We start from the raw sequence: 15715 nt of genomic DNA, 5'->3' as shown, positions 1-15715 counted from the left end.
GGGTCATGGTTAAAGGTGAAACTGTACAGCATTTACTTCATGAAAGGACCCCAGGTGGGCTCCTTGATATTGCCAGCTTGCGTAGTCAAACGCTGTTTGACGCGGCCATCCACCGATACCACTGCCAGCGACTTGCGTCGTCCGGATTCGGTCGCGTACATGATATATTTCCCGTTGGGCGAAAAGCTCGGTGATTCGTCGTTGGCGGTGTCCGACAGGCGCAGTTCCTGGCCACTAGCCAGGTCGAGCGCGTAGAGCTGGAAATTGCCGTCGCGACGGGAAATATAAGCAAGAGTCTTCCCGTCGGACGAAATCCGCGGGCTGATATTGTAGGAGCCGCCAAACGTCACGCGCTTGGCTTCGCCGCCGCCGACCGACATGCGGTAGATTTGTGGTCCGCCGCTGCGATCGCTGGTGAAGTAAATGCTTTGGCCATCGGCCGAGAATTGGGGTTCCGTATCGATGCCGCTGCTGTTGCTGACGCGGCGCAAGCCGCTGCCGTCGGCATTGACGGTGTAGACCTGGGTATGGCCATCGCGCGACAGGGCCACGGCCAAGCGCGAGCCGTCCGGGCTCCAGCTGGGCGCCGAATTGCTGCCTTTTTCATTCGATACGATGGTGCGCTGGCGCGTCACCAGGTTTTGCACGTAAACGATGGGCTTTTTCTTTTCGAACGAGACATACGCCACCTTGGTGCCATCCGGCGACCACGACGGCGAAATGATCGGCTCGTTCGAGCGCAGGGCAACCTGGATGCCTTCGCCATCGGCGTCGGCGATTTCCAGCCGGTATTCGCGGCCCGATTGCGTGACGTAGGCGATGCGCGTGGCGAACGCGCCTTTCGTGCCGGTCAGCTTCTCATAGATGTCATCGGCGATCTTGTGCGCCAGCAGGCGGTTGAACTGCGGCGCGGCCGCATTGTTCATGCTGGAAATCTGCGCGCCCTTGATGGTGTCGAACAGCTTGTAGCGCACGTCCAGGCGGCCATCGGCCATGCTTTGCACAGTGCCGGCCGCCAGCGCGTCGGCGCCGCGCGACTTCCATTGGTCGTAGCTGACGGGGGCCGTTTCCGACACGGGCGCATCGGCGTCGATCAGCTTGAACACGCCGCTGCGCGCCAGGTCGGCCTTGATGATGCCGGACAGCGATTGCGGCGCCGCCGATTCATTGACAAAGCTGGCGACAGCCACCGGGATCTGGTTGCTGCCGATCCCCGTAATCTCCACGCGCAGCTGTGCCTGGGCGCCGGAGGCTCCCAGCATCAGGCCGGCACAGAGCACGACATAGCTCATTTTTTTCATGGTCATCATTTAGGCAAATCCTTCATCTCGAATATGAGTTCAATCTCGCGTTCCACGGTGCCGTCTTTTTTCTTCGGCAGTGGCGACGATTTATTAATGGCGTTTTCCACCGAGCTGTCATACGCCGGCAGACCGCTGCTTTTAATCTTTCGGACCGAAATAATTTCCCCAGTTGGCAGTTGCTCGATCTTGAACACGGCGCGCGGGTTGCCCGGCACGTCCGTGCTACCGCTGTACGCGATATTGCTCTTGATCTTGCTCGTCAGGGCAGCGACATAGCCGCTGTCCTTGCGTGGCGCGGTCGCTTTCGCGGCCGTGCCCGTTGTGCCATTGCCTGCCTGCGCCATCAGCCGCTTCATGGAATCGGCACGGATTTTGTCGGCGGCGGCATTTTCTGCTGCCGCTTTTTTTGCCTTGGCGGCTTTTTCGGCCGCCGCTTTTTTCTCGGCCAGTTCTTTCTCGGCTTTTTCTTCCGCCGCTTTCTCTTTGGCTTCCTTGGCTTTCTCCAGCTTGTCGGCTTTTTCTTTTTCCAGCTTGTCAGCCTTGTCTTTTTCTTTCTGTTTCTGTTTTTCCAGTTCGCGCTTTTCTTCCTCGCGTTCCTTCAATTCCTGCTTGCGGCGTTCTTCCGCTGCCGCTTTGTCTTTTTCTTCCTTCAGCTTGGCCTTCTTGCGTTCCAGGGCGATTTCCGCCTCGCGCAGGTCAACCTTCGGCTCGGGTGCTGCCACGGGCGGTGGCGGCGGCGGGGCCGGCTGCTCCACCTGCGGTTGCGGTGGAGGAGTCGGTGTCGGCTCCGGTTCGGTCGCCACGTCGGGCGGCGGCGCGGCCGTCTGCACTTTCAGGTCCCACACTTCCGCTTCGACGGCGACCGGTTCCGTATTTTGCCAGTGTACGCCCACCCACAAGAAAAACAGCAGGCCAAGGTGCATCGCCAGCGCCAGGCCCAGCGAGGGCCAGCGGCTGCGTTCGCGCGGCACGCTGTAAGGCTTGCCGAGTACATGGTCGATTTGTTTGGTCTGCAAAGTCTGGTCTATCTAAAAACGGTCAAGTCTGGAAACAGGGTAATGCGCTTACTTGGTGGCCAGGCCGACGCGGGTAATGCCCATCTTTTTCGCTTCCGAAATGAGCTGGATCACATCGTCGTACTTGCTTTCCTTGTCGCCCGCGATCATCACGGGATAGTCAGGATTGCTTTCGTGCAAACCGCGCAACTTGCGCAGCAAGGCGTCGCGGTTCGGCTCCGTTTCCGGCGACAGCTGTTCCTTGCCGATGACGCCGATCGACAGCGAACCATTCGGTTTCAACACGATCTGAATATAGTCATCGGGCGGTTTGGCCGACCTTTCCGCGTTGGGCAAGTTCACCACGCTGGGATTGTTCGACGATGGCATCACCATGAAAATGATCAGCAGCACCAGCATCACGTCGATATACGGCACGACGTTGATCTCGGACTTGAATTTGCGGCCACGGCCGCCGCGCATGCCGCCGCTATTGAATGAGGAACCCATGGACCTTGCTCCCTCTTAGCGCGACTGGCGCTGCAAGATGTTGGAGAATTCCTCGACGAAGCTCTCGAAGCGGATCGCCAGGCGGTCGATGTCATGCGAAAAACGGTTGTAGGCGACGACGGCGGGAATGGCGGCGAACAGGCCGATGGCGGTGGCGATCAGCGCTTCGGCAATGCCGGGCGCGACGGCGGCCAGGGTAGCTTGCTGCACGTTGGCCAGGCCGCGGAAGGCGTTCATGATGCCCCACACGGTGCCCAGCAGGCCGATGTAGGGCGAGACGGAACCGACGGAAGCGAGGAAGGCCAGGTGCGATTCGAGCACGTCCATTTCACGCTGGAAGGCGGCGCGCATGGCGCGGCGTGCGCCGTCGAGCACGGCACCCACGTCCAGCGCTTCGCGCGAACCGTAGGATGCCTTGCCCTTGATGAATTCGCCCATGCCGGCGTCAAAAATGCGGGCCAGCGCGCCGCTCTGGTCGCGGTTGCCGCTGGCGCTTTGATGCAGTGCATGCAGGTTGCCGCCGGCCCAGAAGCTGCGTTCAAATTCGATGGTCTGCTTGCGCGCCTGGCGCACGGCAAACATCTTGCGGAAGATGTAGGTCCAGCTGGTCAGGGAAATCAGCAGCAGCAGGGCCATGATCAGTTGCACGATCAAATGGGCATTGGAGATGAGCGCGAGGAAAGAAAGATCTTGTGTAACGTTCATTGGCTGGCAGTCTGTTGGGTGAATTGTCCGGGGGTGGCGGTAGGGCTCAGGCGGCGCGCATGCGGGCCGCCACTGCATCAGGCACGGCGCGCGGGCGCAGTGCCGAGTCGACGCAGCCGATCTTGACGCGGGCTGTGTTCAGCAGGCGGTCGCCGCACCAGGCTTGTTGCAGGAAAACGATGGAGGCGCGCCCCATTTTTTCTATGCTTAAGGTTAATCTTACCGTGTCATCGAGCCTGGCTGGCGCATGATAGTCGGCGTTGACGTTTTTGACAACGAACATCGCGTCGTGCTGTTCCAGCAATTCCTGCTGGCCCACGTCGATGGCGCGCAGCCATTCGGTACGCGCGCGTTCGAAGAATTTCAGGTAATTTGCGTAATAGACGATGCCGCCGGCGTCGGTGTCTTCATAGTAGACACGTACGTTCCAGGTAAAGACTGAAGGCATGTTTATTGCGCCAGTAGTGAGATTGAGCAACATTTTACGCGATTTTTCTTCTTGTGACTGTGGGCGCTTGCTGGAAAGCCATGCAAAAGCTGCATATAAGTTGCACCGCAGCATTGTAAATCCGGGGGGCGCAATGGCAAGCTTCGTAACATACGCTTACATGCCGCAGCCAGGTTTACGTTCAGCTTAAGAGCCGCAGTCACGCTCTGGGGCGGCCTGTGGCCATGCCCAGGCTGCGATGGCGCGCGGCGATTATAGCTGCACGGTTGCATTCCTTGCTCAATTTGGGCACTTAACTTACAATTTGATTTCCATTACGTCTCACGTGACTGGCGAAAAGTCGGGCGATCTCCATGGATGGCGATCGGCAAACCGGCGAAAGGTGGGCACCCACCGGGAAACGTGAGATTTTTCATCAGCCGTTCGCCTGGGTAGCCACTATGGAAAAGCACGAAGAGGCTGCCTGTCCAATGTTGTTATTCACTTAACGCCGGCTCCCCTCATTCGATCCAACCTGCCAGTACAAGCACCCTCATACTTGGAGTTTTTACATGTTTGCAAAAGATCACACCCTCGCCAACGTCGATCCTGAATTGTTCGCCGTCATTCAAAAAGAGAACACGCGCCAGCACGACCATATCGAACTGATCGCGTCGGAGAACTACACGTCGCCAGCCGTAATGGAAGCACAAGGCTCGCAGCTGACAAACAAGTACGCCGAAGGCTATCCAGGCAAGCGCTACTACGGCGGCTGCGAATATGTCGATGTGGCCGAGCAACTGGCCATCGACCGTGTGAAACAGCTGTTCGGCGCCGAATGCGCGAACGTGCAGCCGAACTCCGGTTCGCAGGCGAACCAGGGCGTGTTCTTCGCCATGTTGAAACCGGGCGACCTGATCATGGGTATGTCGCTGGCCGAAGGCGGCCACCTGACCCACGGCATGCCGCTGAACATGTCCGGCAAGTGGTTTGACGTCGTGTCGTATGGCTTGACGGCGGAAGAAGACATCGACTACGAGGCGATGGAACGCCTGGCCCGCGAACGCAAACCGAAGCTGATCATCGCCGGCGCCTCGGCGTTCTCGAAAAAGATCGACTTCGAACGCTTCGGCAAGATCGCCAAGGAAGTGGGCGCCTACTTCATGGTCGACATGGCCCACTACGCCGGCCTGATCGCCGCCGGCCTGTACCCGAACCCGGTGCCGTTCGCCGACTTCGTCACCTCGACCACGCACAAATCGCTGCGCGGCCCCCGTGGCGGCATCATCCTGATGAAGGCTGAGCACGAAAAAGCCATCAACTCGGCCATCTTCCCTGGCATCCAGGGCGGCCCGCTGATGCACGTGATCGCCGGCAAGGCCGTCGCCTTCAAGGAAGCGCTGAGCCCGGAATTCGTCGAATACCAGAAGCAAGTGGTCAAGAACGCCGACGTGCTGGCGAAAACCCTGATCAAGCGTGGCCTGCGCATCGTGTCCGGCGGCACCGAATCGCACGTCATGCTGGTCGACCTGCGCGCCAAGAACCTGACGGGCAAGGAAGCCGAAGCCATCCTCGGTTCCGCGCACATCACCTGCAACAAGAATGGCATCCCGAACGACCCGCAAAAACCCTTCGTCACCTCGGGCATCCGCCTGGGTAGCCCGGCGATGACGACGCGCGGTTTCAAGGAAGCGCAAGCGGAAGAAGTGGGCAACCTGATCGCCGACGTGCTGGACAATCCGCATGACGCCGCCACCATCGAGCGCGTCAAAGCGGCCGTGAAAGTGCTGGCCGACGCGCATCCAGTGTACGCATAATTATTTGTCCAGAATGTGTCATACAGAGTAAGATTCTGTATGACACATTCCTTCGTGCCCCAGGGCGCCCGGAGTGATTCGGGCGCCCTTTGTACAAGGGCGGCGATTTCCCGTAATTATTACTATAAAGTTGTAGCCAGCCCATGAAATGTCCATTTTGCCAGCACGGCGATACCCAGGTTCTCGATACGCGCGTATCGGAGGAAGGGGATGCCATTCGGCGCCGCCGCCGCTGCGGCAAATGCGACAAGCGTTTTACCACTTATGAACGCATTGAACTTATCATGCCGGCCGTCGTCAAAAAGAATGGCAGCCGGACGGAGTTCGCTGCGGATAAGCTGCGCGGCAGTTTGATGCTGGCCTTGCGCAAGCGTCCCGTCGCGGCCGCCTCCGTGGATACGGCTATCGCCTCCATCCAGGAAAAACTGCTGACCAGCGGCTTGCGCGAAGTCGATTCCGGCTATATCGGCGAACTCGTCATGCAAGAACTCAAGCGCCTCGACAAGATCGCCTACATCCGCTTCGCCTCCGTCTACAAGAATTTCGAAGACCTGGCCGAGTTCCAGGATGCGATCGCCGAAGTGGGGCAGGCGCGCAAGCCCTGACGTTCACTTTGCCGACAACGGGGCGCTCATGTGCCCCATTTTCGCGCCCCGTGTTCACCATGCCAGCGTTCGCCTGGCAAGCGGTCTGATCAATCCCAACGCTGTTCTTCTCACCTTATCGCCGTGCTGTTTGCGCCAGCGCAGACCCGTTTTTTTGCGCGCGCCTATCGTGTAGCTGGGCCGCCTGTTCTTGCGACTCTGTCTGCGGAAGGGAGTAGCGCATGCACAATGGCGGTCGCACGATGTTTCCTGTGGGTGGCAGCAGCCTCGTCGAGGTGCTGGTGTCGCTGCTGCTGTTGGCGCTGGGCTTGCTGGGCGCCAGCATCCTGCAACTACATTCTCTGCGCGCGCGCCACGAGTCAGCGCTGTTGTCGGCAGGCGTGCAACTGGCCGCCGGCATGGCCGAGCGCATGCGCGCGAACAGCGTGCTCATGAATGGCCCCGATACGGGCAATCCCTACCTGAACGTGGCCTATGCGGCGGCGGACGACACGGAAGCAGGCGGTGGCGCGCCCGACTGCCTCGGCGTTGCCGCCTGCAGCGCGGCCGAACTGGCGCAATTCGATATCGCCGAATGGAAACAACAACTGCAAGCGGCCTTGCCCGGCGCGCGCCTGCATATCTGCCGCGATGCGTCCGCCTGGGATGCCGCCGCCCAAGGCTTGCACTGGGTGTGCAGCGGCGGCAAGGGCGCGCCCATCGTCATCAAGCTGGGCTGGCGCGGCCGACAGCCCGATGGCTCGCCCGCCGTGAATGGGGCAGGCGAGTCGCTGCCCAGGCTGGCATTCCAGCTGGGCGGAGGCGGCGCATGAACACGGTCTTGCGCCGGCATCGCGGCATGAGCCTCGTCGAATTGCTGGTGGCCCTGTCGCTGGGCGCGCTGCTGATGCTGGCCGCCAGTAGCGTGCTGCTGGCGGCCAGCGGCAGTTATGGCGACCAGTCCGCCAGCGCGCGCCTGGACGACAACGGCCGCTATGCGCTCGACACCATCGCCCGCGCCGTGCGCCAGACGGCCTATGTCAACTGGGACAGCAGCGCCGCGCCCGTCGCCCATGCCGCGCACGACAGCGCGAATATCGCCGGGCTCGACGCGCGCAGCCTGGGCAAGAACAGCGACGGCATCAGCGACGCGCTGCCCGGCGCCCTGCATGGCAGCGACGTGCTGGCCCTGCGCTATTACGGTGCCGGCAAGGAAGAGGGCGGCGACGGTTCCGTGCTCAACTGCGCCGGCTTTGGCGTGGGCGCCGCGCAAACGCAGGCACAACGGGGCTGGAGCATTTTCTATGTGGCCCAGGGCGCCGATGGCGAAGGCGAGCTGCGCTGCAAATACCGTGGCGCGAACGGCTGGGGCGCGGACGCCATCATCCGTGGCGTCGACGGTTTCCAGGTGCTGTATGGCCTCGATACGGATATGCCGCCCGACGGCGTGGCGAACCGCTATGTCAACGCCAGCGCGCTCGACGCCTACGATGCGGCGCTGGTGCTGGTGGGTGCGGATGCGGCCGCGCGCCAGCGCGATTTGCACAGCCGCACGCACTGGAAGCGCGTGGCCGGCGTGCGCGTGGCGCTGCTGTTGCATGGCGAAGCGGGCCAGGCGGACAAGATGGCGGAACTGGGGCCGGCGCAGTTCGACCTGTTTGGCAAGGCGTATGCCGAGACGCACGGCGCTGGCGACACGGGCGTGCGCATCGCGCGTACGGCCTTGCCCGTAGCAACGCGCTCGCGGCTGCGGCAACTGGTGCAGATAAGCATCATGCTGCGCAACGGGCCGGCCTAGGCGGGCGGTGCGATGGCTGGCGCGGGCGTCCGCTGTTGCGAACCTTGGTGCGTAGCTCGTGTGCGTCACGGTGGCGCCACCCTCGTGTATGTGCTGTGCCTGCTGGTGATCATCTTGCTGCTGGGTATATCGGCGGCGCAGATGGCCTTGCAGGGCGAAAAGGCGGCACGCGGCGAGCGCGACCGGCAGATCGCGTTTCAGGCGGCGGAGGAGGCATTGGTGGATGCGCAGAACGATATCGAAGGCTTGCCCGGCGCGCCGGGGCGTAGCAGCCTCTTTGCACCAGGCAGTGCGGCCGGCTTCGCGGACGGCTGTGGCGAGGCAGGCGCACTGGGTCTGTGCCTGCCCGCAGCCCCGGACGCGCCGGCGCTCTGGTTAAGTACGGATCTCGATGGCGCCGAAGGGGGGAGCCGCGCCGTGCCATATGGCCAGTTCACGGGCGCCGTCATGCAGACGGGGCAGGGTTTCCTGCCGTCGCGCCGGCCCCGCTACCTGATCGAACTGCTGCCGTTCCACCCGCCCGGCGCACAGGCGGCGACAGTGACTGGCGGCCTGGCCACGGAAAGCTATGTGTACCGCATCACGGCCATCGGTTTTGGCGCGCAGGAAAGCACGCAAGTCGTGCTGCAAAGCTACTATCGCAAAGAGGCGGCGGGAGCGGGGCCATGAGGGCTTGCTCATCCGCTTTGTGGTCTGCCTGGCTGCTGCTGATCGGCCTGGTTTGCCTGGTTTGCGGCGGCGCCGTCGCGGCCGAACCTCCCGTGACGCTGGCGCGGGCCGACGCGGGCTTGCACGGCGCCAGGGTGCCGCCGAATCTGCTGCTCAATCTGTCCCTCACGCATGCGGCCGCCACGGCCGCGCATGGCGGCGACTATGCGCCGCAGCGCGAGTACCTGGGGTACTTTCATGCGCGCATGTGCTACAGCTATCCGTATCGCAGCAAGGATGGCGTCATGCAGCCGGACTTGCGCGTAGCGACCGCTTACTTCTCCGTGCTGAAACGGGCCGATGCGCTGCACGGCTGCGGCGGCGATAGTTTTAGCGGCAACTTTCTCAATTGGGCCAGCGCCAGCATGCTCGATATCGTCCGCTATGCCTTGACGGGCGGCGACCGCGTCATCGACGAGGTGCGCAAGACGGTGCTGCAGCGCGCCTGGCTGCCCGATACCGATGGCCCCGTCGACTTCTTTGCCCACCCTGTCTTTTTCCCGCGCAAGGTCCTGCAGGCCGGCGTGGCGGCGGCGACGCCGTTTGCGCTGGCGCAACTGGCTATCGTTTCCTGCCGCAACCGCCTGCTGTTCGGCGACGCCACCTTGCCGCCGGGCGGCAGTTGCGACGCGCCCGGCACTGCCGCCACGCATGGTGTGTTCCTCGCCCGCGTGCGCGTCTGCGACGTTGCCGAGGGGCCGCTGCGCGACGATTTATGCCTGGCATATGGCAAGCACTACAAGCCGGTGGGCGCCGTGCAGCGCCATGGCGGCAGGGTGCGCGTGGGCGTGTTTGGCCACTTGAGCAGCGTGTTTGCCAGCGCCGGCCCCGTGTATGGCGGCGTGCTGCGCGTGCCGCTGGCCCACGTGGGACGGCAGCGCTGGACGGCGCCCGACTATATGCCGCAAGACAATGCCGGCGCCGAATGGCATCCCGCCACTGGCGTGTATGTAGCCCAAGCTGCGGGCCAGGACGCGGGCCCTGGCGGCGGGGTGACCGCTTACATCAATGGCCTGGACCGCGGCAACACCGCGCATCCCGGAACCTACGCCAGGGCAGCTCCGCTGGCTGAATTGCTGTACGAATCGCTGCGCTACCTGCAGGGACGGCAAGCGAGCGCAGTGGTGCCGCCGGTCACGGCCCCGCCTGCCATCGACGACGGCTTGCCGGTCGTGACCCAATGGAGCGACCCGCAAACGGCCAGCTGCCAGCGCCACATCGTCGTCACCCTCGGCGATGCGGGCATGGCTGGCGACCGTTACGTGCCCGGCAATGTCCCGGCGACTCCCGCATCAAACGGCGACCTTGCCCGCGCCGCCGATGGCTTTGCGTCGCCGCCGTTTGATGCGATGGCCTGGACGCATGCGGTTGGCGGCCTGGAAAGCGGCGGCACGCAGGGTAATCCCGCGCCACGGGCCGAACTGGCGGCGCTGGAATTGCTGGCCGAGGGGGCGGGCGGCGCCAGCTACCATGCGGCAGGACTGGCCTACTGGTCGCATGTGCAGGCGCTGCGTCCTGGCGGCAAGAACGACGGCATGGTAAAGGTCGAGCACTATGCGGGCGACTTGCGCCAGAGGGACCCGGCCGGCGTGCCCGCCACCACTCCCGCCTCTACGCCTTTGTTACTGGCGGCAAAATATGGCGGTTTTATCGATGCGAACGGCGACGCCAACCCCTTCAAGAGCGCTACGGGCAGCGCGCTGGAGGAGTGGAGCGTGGATGGCCGCTGGCCCGCCCATTACTTGCCCGGCAGCGATCCCGCTGCCCTGATCGCGGGACTGCGCGCAGCCTTTGCGGCCACCGACAAGGCCACCTTGCCAGCGACGCTTGCCGGACCGGCCCTGATGGCGCTGGCCAGCGGGACGGAAGAGGCATACTGGTTTCAGACGCAGCTGCGCCTGGCCGATGGCAGCATGCGCTTGTCGCGCACCGCGTTTGCCGTGGGGGCCGATGGTGCACTGCTTCCTGGCAAGCCATGGTGGCGCGCCGGCGGGCAGGAGCAGCCCGTGCCGGATGGCACGCCCGCGCCCTTGCGTCCCGTCTACACGCTCGACGCCAAGGGCGCCCTGATGCCGCTGGCCTGGACGCGGCTCGGTGCGGAGCAGCGCAGCGCATTCGACGGCGGCGATGGGCAAGGAGAGGTGCGCCTGGCGTACCTGCTGGGGCAGCGCACGCACGAGGTGGGCCAGCCGGGCGGCTTCCTGCGGCGCAGGTCAGGCAGCCTGGGCGCGGCACCCTACGGCAATCTGCTGTACGTGGGCGCGCCGGGGCTGGGCATGCCGGGCGCCGGTTATGGCGTGCACCGCCAGGCGCTGCTGCAGCGGCGCAGAATGTTGTATGTGGGCGCCAACGATGGCTTGCTGCACGCCTTTGATGCGCGCACGGGCAGCGAAGTGTTTGCCTATCTGCCGCAGGCGCTGCTGCACACGGCGGCAGCCGCTGCGAGCACTCACTACAATCCGGGTCCGATGCTCGATGGAGCCGCGGCCACGGCGGAAGTGCTGGCGTCGGGACACTGGAAGACAGTGCTGGCGGCGGGCATGGGTGGCGGGGCACAAGGCGTGTTTGCGCTCGACATCACCGACCCGGCGCGCTTCGCGCAAGACGGAGCGCTGTGGGAATTCACGGGCAGCGACGACAAGCTGATGGGCAACGTGCGCGCCTCGCCCGCCTTTGCGCGCATCAACATGGGCGGCAAGGAGGGCGCGCCGGCCTACCGCGATTTTGCCATCGTCGCCAGCGGCTACAACAACCATGTGAATGACGGCAAGGAGACGACGGCGCCCGCAGCGGCCGCCGCCATTTTTCTGCTGGCGCTGGACAAGGCGCCTGGCACACCCTGGCTGTTGGGAGGTAATTACTTCCGGCTCAAGGTGCCCGTGGCCAGTGGCGGCGGTGGCGGCCATGATACTGATGCGGGCGCCGATGCCGATGCCGATGCCATCCTCCACGCGCTGGGGCCGCCCGCCGTGGTGCCGGGCGGTGACGGTGCGCTGGCGTACATCTATGCCGGCGATTTGCAGGGCAATATCTGGCGTCTCGACATGGCCGGCGGGCCGCCGTGGAAGGAGGGTCAGGGGCGCAAGCTGGTCTTTGTCGCGCGCGACGCGCAGGGGCGGCGCCAGCCCGTGACGCAGCAACCGAGCGTGGCTTACGCGCCCGGTGGCGGCTATGTGCTGCTGTTCGGCACGGGCAAGCTGGTCGAAGCGGCCGATACCTGGCCTTCCGCCTTTCTGTCACAGTCGTTTTATGCCGTGCACGATGATTTGCGGGAAACATCCCCCACGCGCAGCCGGGCCGACCTGGAGCCGCGCGGCTTGGGCGAGGCGGTGGGCGGCGTGCGCGTCGACGGCGCCGAACTGCGCTATACGGGCAGCGAGGCCAGGCGTGGCTGGTACCTCGATTTTATGAACACCGCGCAGACGGGCGAACGCAGCATCAATAGTCCCGTACTGGCCGCCGGCAAGGTGCTGTTCAACACCGTCCTGCCGGGGCGCGACGCTTGCGCCAAACCGGCCACGCGCCTGTACGTGCTCGATGTGCTGAGCGGCTTTGCCGCCGATGGCGCCGGTGTCGTGCAGGCGGGCGCACAGACGGGGCGCTTGTTCGATGGCCTGGCGCGCGCGCCGCCGCTGGCGCTGGAGTTGAACAGCACGGTGGGCGCCGCGACGGCGGCAGGGCGGGCCGAGGGACGCAAGGAACTGGCCGTGCTGCAACCTGGCTTGCCCGGTGCGGCAAGCGGGGTGGGACTCAAGGTCGTCAGTGCGCCGCTGCCGGCCCGGCGCCTCAGCTGGCGTGAAGTGGCGAACTGGCGCGAATTGCACGAGGCAGCCAAGAAAAAATAAGCCCAGCAAGGCTGGCGCATCGTATCGGCTGGCGTTTTTCGAAAAGAGGGAGTTCGCATGGGGACGTTGGTAAGGGGAAACTGGCCCGCTGCACACGGTGGCGCGCCTGCCGCCGCCCTTGGCTTCAGCCTGATCGAACTGTTGTCCGCGCTGGCGATCATGAGCCTGCTGCTGGCGCTGGCCGTACCCGCTTATCATGGCCATGTCGTGCGCGCCAAGCGGGTGCAGGGACAGGCGGCCCTGTTGCGGCTGATGCAGCAGCAGGAGCGCTATTATTCGCAAAATAATCACTATCTGGCATTTTCCTCGGCCTCGCCGGCGCCGCAGGTACAAGCGTTTCCGTGGTGGTCCGGCGAAGGGGGCGCGGCCGGCAGCGCGTATGAAATCGAGGCGCTCGCCTGCCCCGGCTTGACTATCGGGCAATGCGTGTTGTTGCGGGCCATGCCGGGCACGTCCAAGGTCGATGCGCAATTCCAGGATGCCGATTGTGGCGTCCTGTCCTTGAGCAGCACTGGCCAGCGCGGCAGCAGCGGCCCCACCAGCCATTGCTGGCCCTAGGCCATGGCCGCGCGGCAGCCGATACCGGACAGTGGGGCACAGCGCCCATGCAGCCTCTCGCTTTCTTACGGGAGCAGCCTGCACAGGCGGCCACCGTGGATCGGGTACACCTTCGGGCACACCATGCTCGAATTGCTGGCCGTGCTGGCGATTGCGGCGCTGCTGGCGGCCGCGGCCATGCCCAGCTTGCAGCAGGTGCTGGCGCGCCAGCAGGTGCGCGCGGCGGCGACGGACTTGTTCTCGGCCATCGAATTGACGCGGGCGCAGGCGATGGCGCGGGGACAGCGCGTGCTGCTGATGCCGGCCGGGCCTGGTGGCACGGACTGGGGCACGGGCTGGCTGGGATTCATCGACCGCAATGCCAACCTGGCGTTCGATGACGGCGACGAATTGCTGTTCCGTCAGGGGCCGCTGCCGGCGGGCATTGCGGCCCAGTTTGCGTTTTCCTCGGCCACGGCGCCGTTTTATATCGCCTACAATGGCGCAGGACGCAGTTGCAGCGCGACCAATAGTCTGGCGGCGCGCTGGGGTACCTTGTCCCTGACTTTGGGAAAGCAGGTGCGGCATATTAAAATCAATATGCTGGGCCGGGTGCGCGTGTGCGATCCCCAGCAGCAGGCGGCCAATTGCAGCGGCGTGGCCGACAGTTCGTAACCCGACTTATCTATTACTCACTATCAAAGAAGCCCGTGGAAATACTCAACGATATCGATGGCATGCGCCTGGCGCTGGAATGGGCTGCGCGCGGTTTATACACGACCTCGCCCAATCCCCGCATCGGCTGCGTGATCGTCCGGGATGGCCAGGTGATCGGCGCTGGCGTGACGCAGGCGGCGGGGCAGGATCATGCCGAGGTGCAAGCCTTGGCGAATGCGGCGGCGAGCGGCAACGACGTGCGCGGCGCCACGGCGTACGTCACGCTGGAGCCGTGCAACCACCATGGCCGCACGCCGCCCTGTTCCGATGCGCTCGTGCGCGCGGGGCTGGGGCGCGTCGTGGCAGCCATGACGGACCCGAACCCGCTGGTGGCGGGGCAGGGGCTGGCCAAGCTGGAAGCGGCCGGCATCGCCGTCAGCACGGGCGTGCTGGCCGACGTGGCATATGAAATGAATATCGGCTTCTTTTCGCGCATGCAGCGCGGCAAGCCGTGGGTGCGCATGAAAACGGCGGCCAGCCTGGACGGCATGACGGCCTTGCACAATGGACAAAGCCAGTGGATCACGGGACCGGCAGCGCGTGCCGACGGCCATGCCTGGCGCGCGCGCGCCTGCGCCATCCTGACGGGCATCGGCACGGTCAAGGCCGACGATCCGCAATTGAACGTGCGCGCCGTCGAGACGCCGCGCCAGCCGCGCCGCATCGTCGTTGACAGCCAGCTCGACATCAGCCTCGATGCGCGCATCTTGCAAGGCGGCGGCACGTGGATCGTGGCGGCCGTCGCCAACCCCGAGAAAGAGGCGCAGCTGCGCGCCCTGGGCGCGGAAGTCATCGTGTTGCCGAACGGGGACGGCAAGGTCGACCTGGCCGCGCTGATGCTGGAACTGGGACGCCGGCAAATTAATGAAGTCCACGTCGAGGCCGGCACCAGACTGAACGGCTCGCTGATCCGCGAAGGCTGCGTCGACGAGCTGCTGGTTTACCTGGCGCCCACCTTGCTGGGCGATGCGCAAGGCATGTTTGCCTTGCCCGCCTTGACGGATCTCAAACAGCAGCGCACTTTGCAATTTCACCAGGTTCAGCAAGTGGGCGAGGATTTGCGTATCCTTGCAAGATTCGCGCAGCGCAATTAATACACTCACACTTTTTATAAGGTTAGCTCCATGTTTACAGGAATTGTTGCCGCCATCGGCAAGATTGAAACCGTGCAAGCACTCGAAGGCGGCCTCGATGCCGGCGTGCGCCTGACCATCCATGCGGGCGGCTTGCCGCTGGCCGACGTGGCCCTGGGCGATTCGATCGCCATCAATGGCGCCTGCATGACGGTGGTGGAAAAGTCGGACACGGGCTTTGCCGTCGATGTCTCGCGCGAAAGCCTCAATTGCACCGTGGGCCTCGATACGACCACGGAAGTGAACCTGGAAAAGGCCCTGACCCTGGCCGAGCGCCTGGGAGGCCACCTGGTGTCCGGCCACGTCGACGGCCTGGGCATCGTGCGCAAGTTCGAAGCCGTGGGCGAATCGTGGGAGCTGGTCATCGAAGCGCCGCATGAACTGGCGAAATACCTGGCCTTCAAAGGTTCCGTCGTCGTCAATGGCGTATCCCTGACCGTCAACCGCGTGGAAGACCTGGGCGCGGGCGCCGTCAATGGCTGCCGCTTCTCGATCAACCTGATTCCGCACACCATCGCCATGACGACCCTGAAGCACTTGACGGTCGATGGCAAGGTCAACCTGGAAATCGACCTGATCGCCCGCTATGTCGAGCGCATGTTGTCGCTGGACAAGGTTGCCGCCTGAAATAAGAA

At 64.1% G+C, this 15715-nt stretch carries 15 protein-coding genes and 1 riboswitch; of the genes, 10 read left to right on the top strand and 5 right to left on the bottom strand.

What is annotated here, in order from left to right:
* Positions 1 to 32: 32 nt before the first annotated feature.
* From tolB to ybgC, 5 genes are read right to left on the bottom strand one after another with little or no spacing between them, the layout of a single operon-like run.
* Complete coding sequence (tolB, locus tag O0882_RS23915) at positions 33 to 1310, bottom strand: Tol-Pal system beta propeller repeat protein TolB (RefSeq protein ID WP_289952116.1); 1278 nt, start codon at positions 1308 to 1310, stop codon at positions 33 to 35.
* Positions 1307 to 2320, bottom strand: coding sequence for a cell envelope integrity protein TolA (tolA, locus tag O0882_RS23910; protein WP_289952114.1), 1014 nt, complete (start codon positions 2318 to 2320; stop codon positions 1307 to 1309). The genes tolB and tolA overlap by 4 nt, the downstream gene beginning before the upstream one ends.
* Before the next feature lie 48 nt (positions 2321 to 2368).
* Complete coding sequence (locus O0882_RS23905; RefSeq protein WP_242428498.1) at positions 2369 to 2809, bottom strand: ExbD/TolR family protein; 441 nt, start codon at positions 2807 to 2809, stop codon at positions 2369 to 2371.
* A 15-nt stretch (positions 2810 to 2824) separates the two neighbouring features.
* Complete coding sequence (tolQ, locus tag O0882_RS23900; RefSeq protein ID WP_071078726.1) at positions 2825 to 3514, bottom strand: protein TolQ; 690 nt, start codon at positions 3512 to 3514, stop codon at positions 2825 to 2827.
* A 46-nt stretch (positions 3515 to 3560) separates the two neighbouring features.
* Complete coding sequence (gene ybgC / locus O0882_RS23895) at positions 3561 to 3962, bottom strand: tol-pal system-associated acyl-CoA thioesterase (protein WP_289952108.1); 402 nt, start codon at positions 3960 to 3962, stop codon at positions 3561 to 3563.
* A 315-nt stretch (positions 3963 to 4277) separates the two neighbouring features.
* A riboswitch (ZMP/ZTP riboswitch) is annotated at positions 4278 to 4402 on the top strand.
* Positions 4403 to 4513: 111 nt separating this feature from the next.
* Between ybgC and glyA the strand changes: the two genes are divergently transcribed.
* From glyA to O0882_RS23845, 10 genes are all read left to right on the top strand, one after another.
* The gene (gene glyA, locus O0882_RS23890) at positions 4514 to 5758 is read left to right on the top strand and encodes a serine hydroxymethyltransferase (RefSeq protein WP_116743599.1); all 1245 of its coding nucleotides are present in this window, start codon (positions 4514 to 4516) and stop codon (positions 5756 to 5758) included.
* A gap of 143 nt (positions 5759 to 5901) precedes the next feature.
* Complete coding sequence (gene nrdR, locus O0882_RS23885; protein ID WP_034759169.1) at positions 5902 to 6363, top strand: transcriptional regulator NrdR; 462 nt, start codon at positions 5902 to 5904, stop codon at positions 6361 to 6363.
* A 221-nt stretch (positions 6364 to 6584) separates the two neighbouring features.
* Entirely contained in the window at positions 6585 to 7175 is a 591-nt protein-coding gene (pilV, locus tag O0882_RS23880) for a type IV pilus modification protein PilV (protein WP_289952106.1), read from the top strand.
* Positions 7172 to 8140: a PilW family protein gene (locus O0882_RS23875; protein WP_289952104.1), complete on the top strand. Its 969-nt coding sequence runs from the start codon at positions 7172 to 7174 to the stop codon at positions 8138 to 8140. The genes pilV and O0882_RS23875 overlap by 4 nt, the downstream gene beginning before the upstream one ends.
* 60 nt (positions 8141 to 8200) lie before the next feature.
* Entirely contained in the window at positions 8201 to 8809 is a 609-nt protein-coding gene (locus O0882_RS23870; protein ID WP_289952102.1) for a PilX N-terminal domain-containing pilus assembly protein, read from the top strand.
* The gene (locus tag O0882_RS23865) at positions 8806 to 12693 is read left to right on the top strand and encodes a PilC/PilY family type IV pilus protein (protein WP_289952101.1); all 3888 of its coding nucleotides are present in this window, start codon (positions 8806 to 8808) and stop codon (positions 12691 to 12693) included. The genes O0882_RS23870 and O0882_RS23865 overlap by 4 nt, the downstream gene beginning before the upstream one ends.
* Positions 12694 to 12750: 57 nt before the next feature.
* Positions 12751 to 13251, top strand: coding sequence for a type IV pilin protein (locus tag O0882_RS23860; protein ID WP_289952099.1), 501 nt, complete (start codon positions 12751 to 12753; stop codon positions 13249 to 13251).
* A 123-nt stretch (positions 13252 to 13374) separates the two neighbouring features.
* Positions 13375 to 13905 carry a GspH/FimT family protein gene (locus O0882_RS23855; RefSeq protein ID WP_289952097.1) on the top strand — a complete coding sequence of 177 codons (531 nt, stop codon included), beginning with the start codon at positions 13375 to 13377 and terminating at the stop codon, positions 13903 to 13905.
* A gap of 35 nt (positions 13906 to 13940) precedes the next feature.
* Positions 13941 to 15041, top strand: a complete 1101-nt coding sequence (ribD, locus tag O0882_RS23850; protein WP_289952095.1) for a bifunctional diaminohydroxyphosphoribosylaminopyrimidine deaminase/5-amino-6-(5-phosphoribosylamino)uracil reductase RibD — start codon at positions 13941 to 13943, stop codon at positions 15039 to 15041.
* 30 nt (positions 15042 to 15071) lie between these two features.
* Positions 15072 to 15707 (top strand): riboflavin synthase, encoded by a 636-nt coding sequence (locus O0882_RS23845; protein ID WP_289952092.1) that lies wholly within the window; start codon positions 15072 to 15074, stop codon positions 15705 to 15707.
* Positions 15708 to 15715: the final 8 nt, after the last annotated feature.

Source organism: Janthinobacterium sp. SUN073 (assembly GCF_030397665.1).
Classification (GTDB): domain Bacteria; phylum Pseudomonadota; class Gammaproteobacteria; order Burkholderiales; family Burkholderiaceae_D; genus Janthinobacterium.
This window is presented reverse-complemented; position numbering and strand designations above follow the sequence as displayed.

Excerpts from the sequence above, each read along its gene's own strand:
- tolB (WP_289952116.1), bottom strand. The coding sequence starts at position 1,310 with ATGATGACCATGAAAAAAATGAGCTATGTCGTGCTCTGTGCCGGCCTG.
- O0882_RS23905 (WP_242428498.1), bottom strand. The coding sequence starts at position 2,809 with ATGGGTTCCTCATTCAATAGCGGCGGCATGCGCGGCGGCCGTGGCCGC.
- tolQ (WP_071078726.1), bottom strand. The coding sequence starts at position 3,514 with ATGAACGTTACACAAGATCTTTCTTTCCTCGCGCTCATCTCCAATGCC.
- ybgC (WP_289952108.1), bottom strand. The coding sequence starts at position 3,962 with ATGCCTTCAGTCTTTACCTGGAACGTACGTGTCTACTATGAAGACACC.
- glyA (WP_116743599.1), top strand. The coding sequence starts at position 4,514 with ATGTTTGCAAAAGATCACACCCTCGCCAACGTCGATCCTGAATTGTTC.
- nrdR (WP_034759169.1), top strand. The coding sequence starts at position 5,902 with ATGAAATGTCCATTTTGCCAGCACGGCGATACCCAGGTTCTCGATACG.
- pilV (WP_289952106.1), top strand. The coding sequence starts at position 6,585 with ATGCACAATGGCGGTCGCACGATGTTTCCTGTGGGTGGCAGCAGCCTC.
- O0882_RS23875 (WP_289952104.1), top strand. The coding sequence starts at position 7,172 with ATGAACACGGTCTTGCGCCGGCATCGCGGCATGAGCCTCGTCGAATTG.
- O0882_RS23865 (WP_289952101.1), top strand. The coding sequence starts at position 8,806 with ATGAGGGCTTGCTCATCCGCTTTGTGGTCTGCCTGGCTGCTGCTGATC.
- O0882_RS23860 (WP_289952099.1), top strand. The coding sequence starts at position 12,751 with ATGGGGACGTTGGTAAGGGGAAACTGGCCCGCTGCACACGGTGGCGCG.
- O0882_RS23855 (WP_289952097.1), top strand. The coding sequence starts at position 13,375 with ATGCTCGAATTGCTGGCCGTGCTGGCGATTGCGGCGCTGCTGGCGGCC.
- O0882_RS23845 (WP_289952092.1), top strand. The coding sequence starts at position 15,072 with ATGTTTACAGGAATTGTTGCCGCCATCGGCAAGATTGAAACCGTGCAA.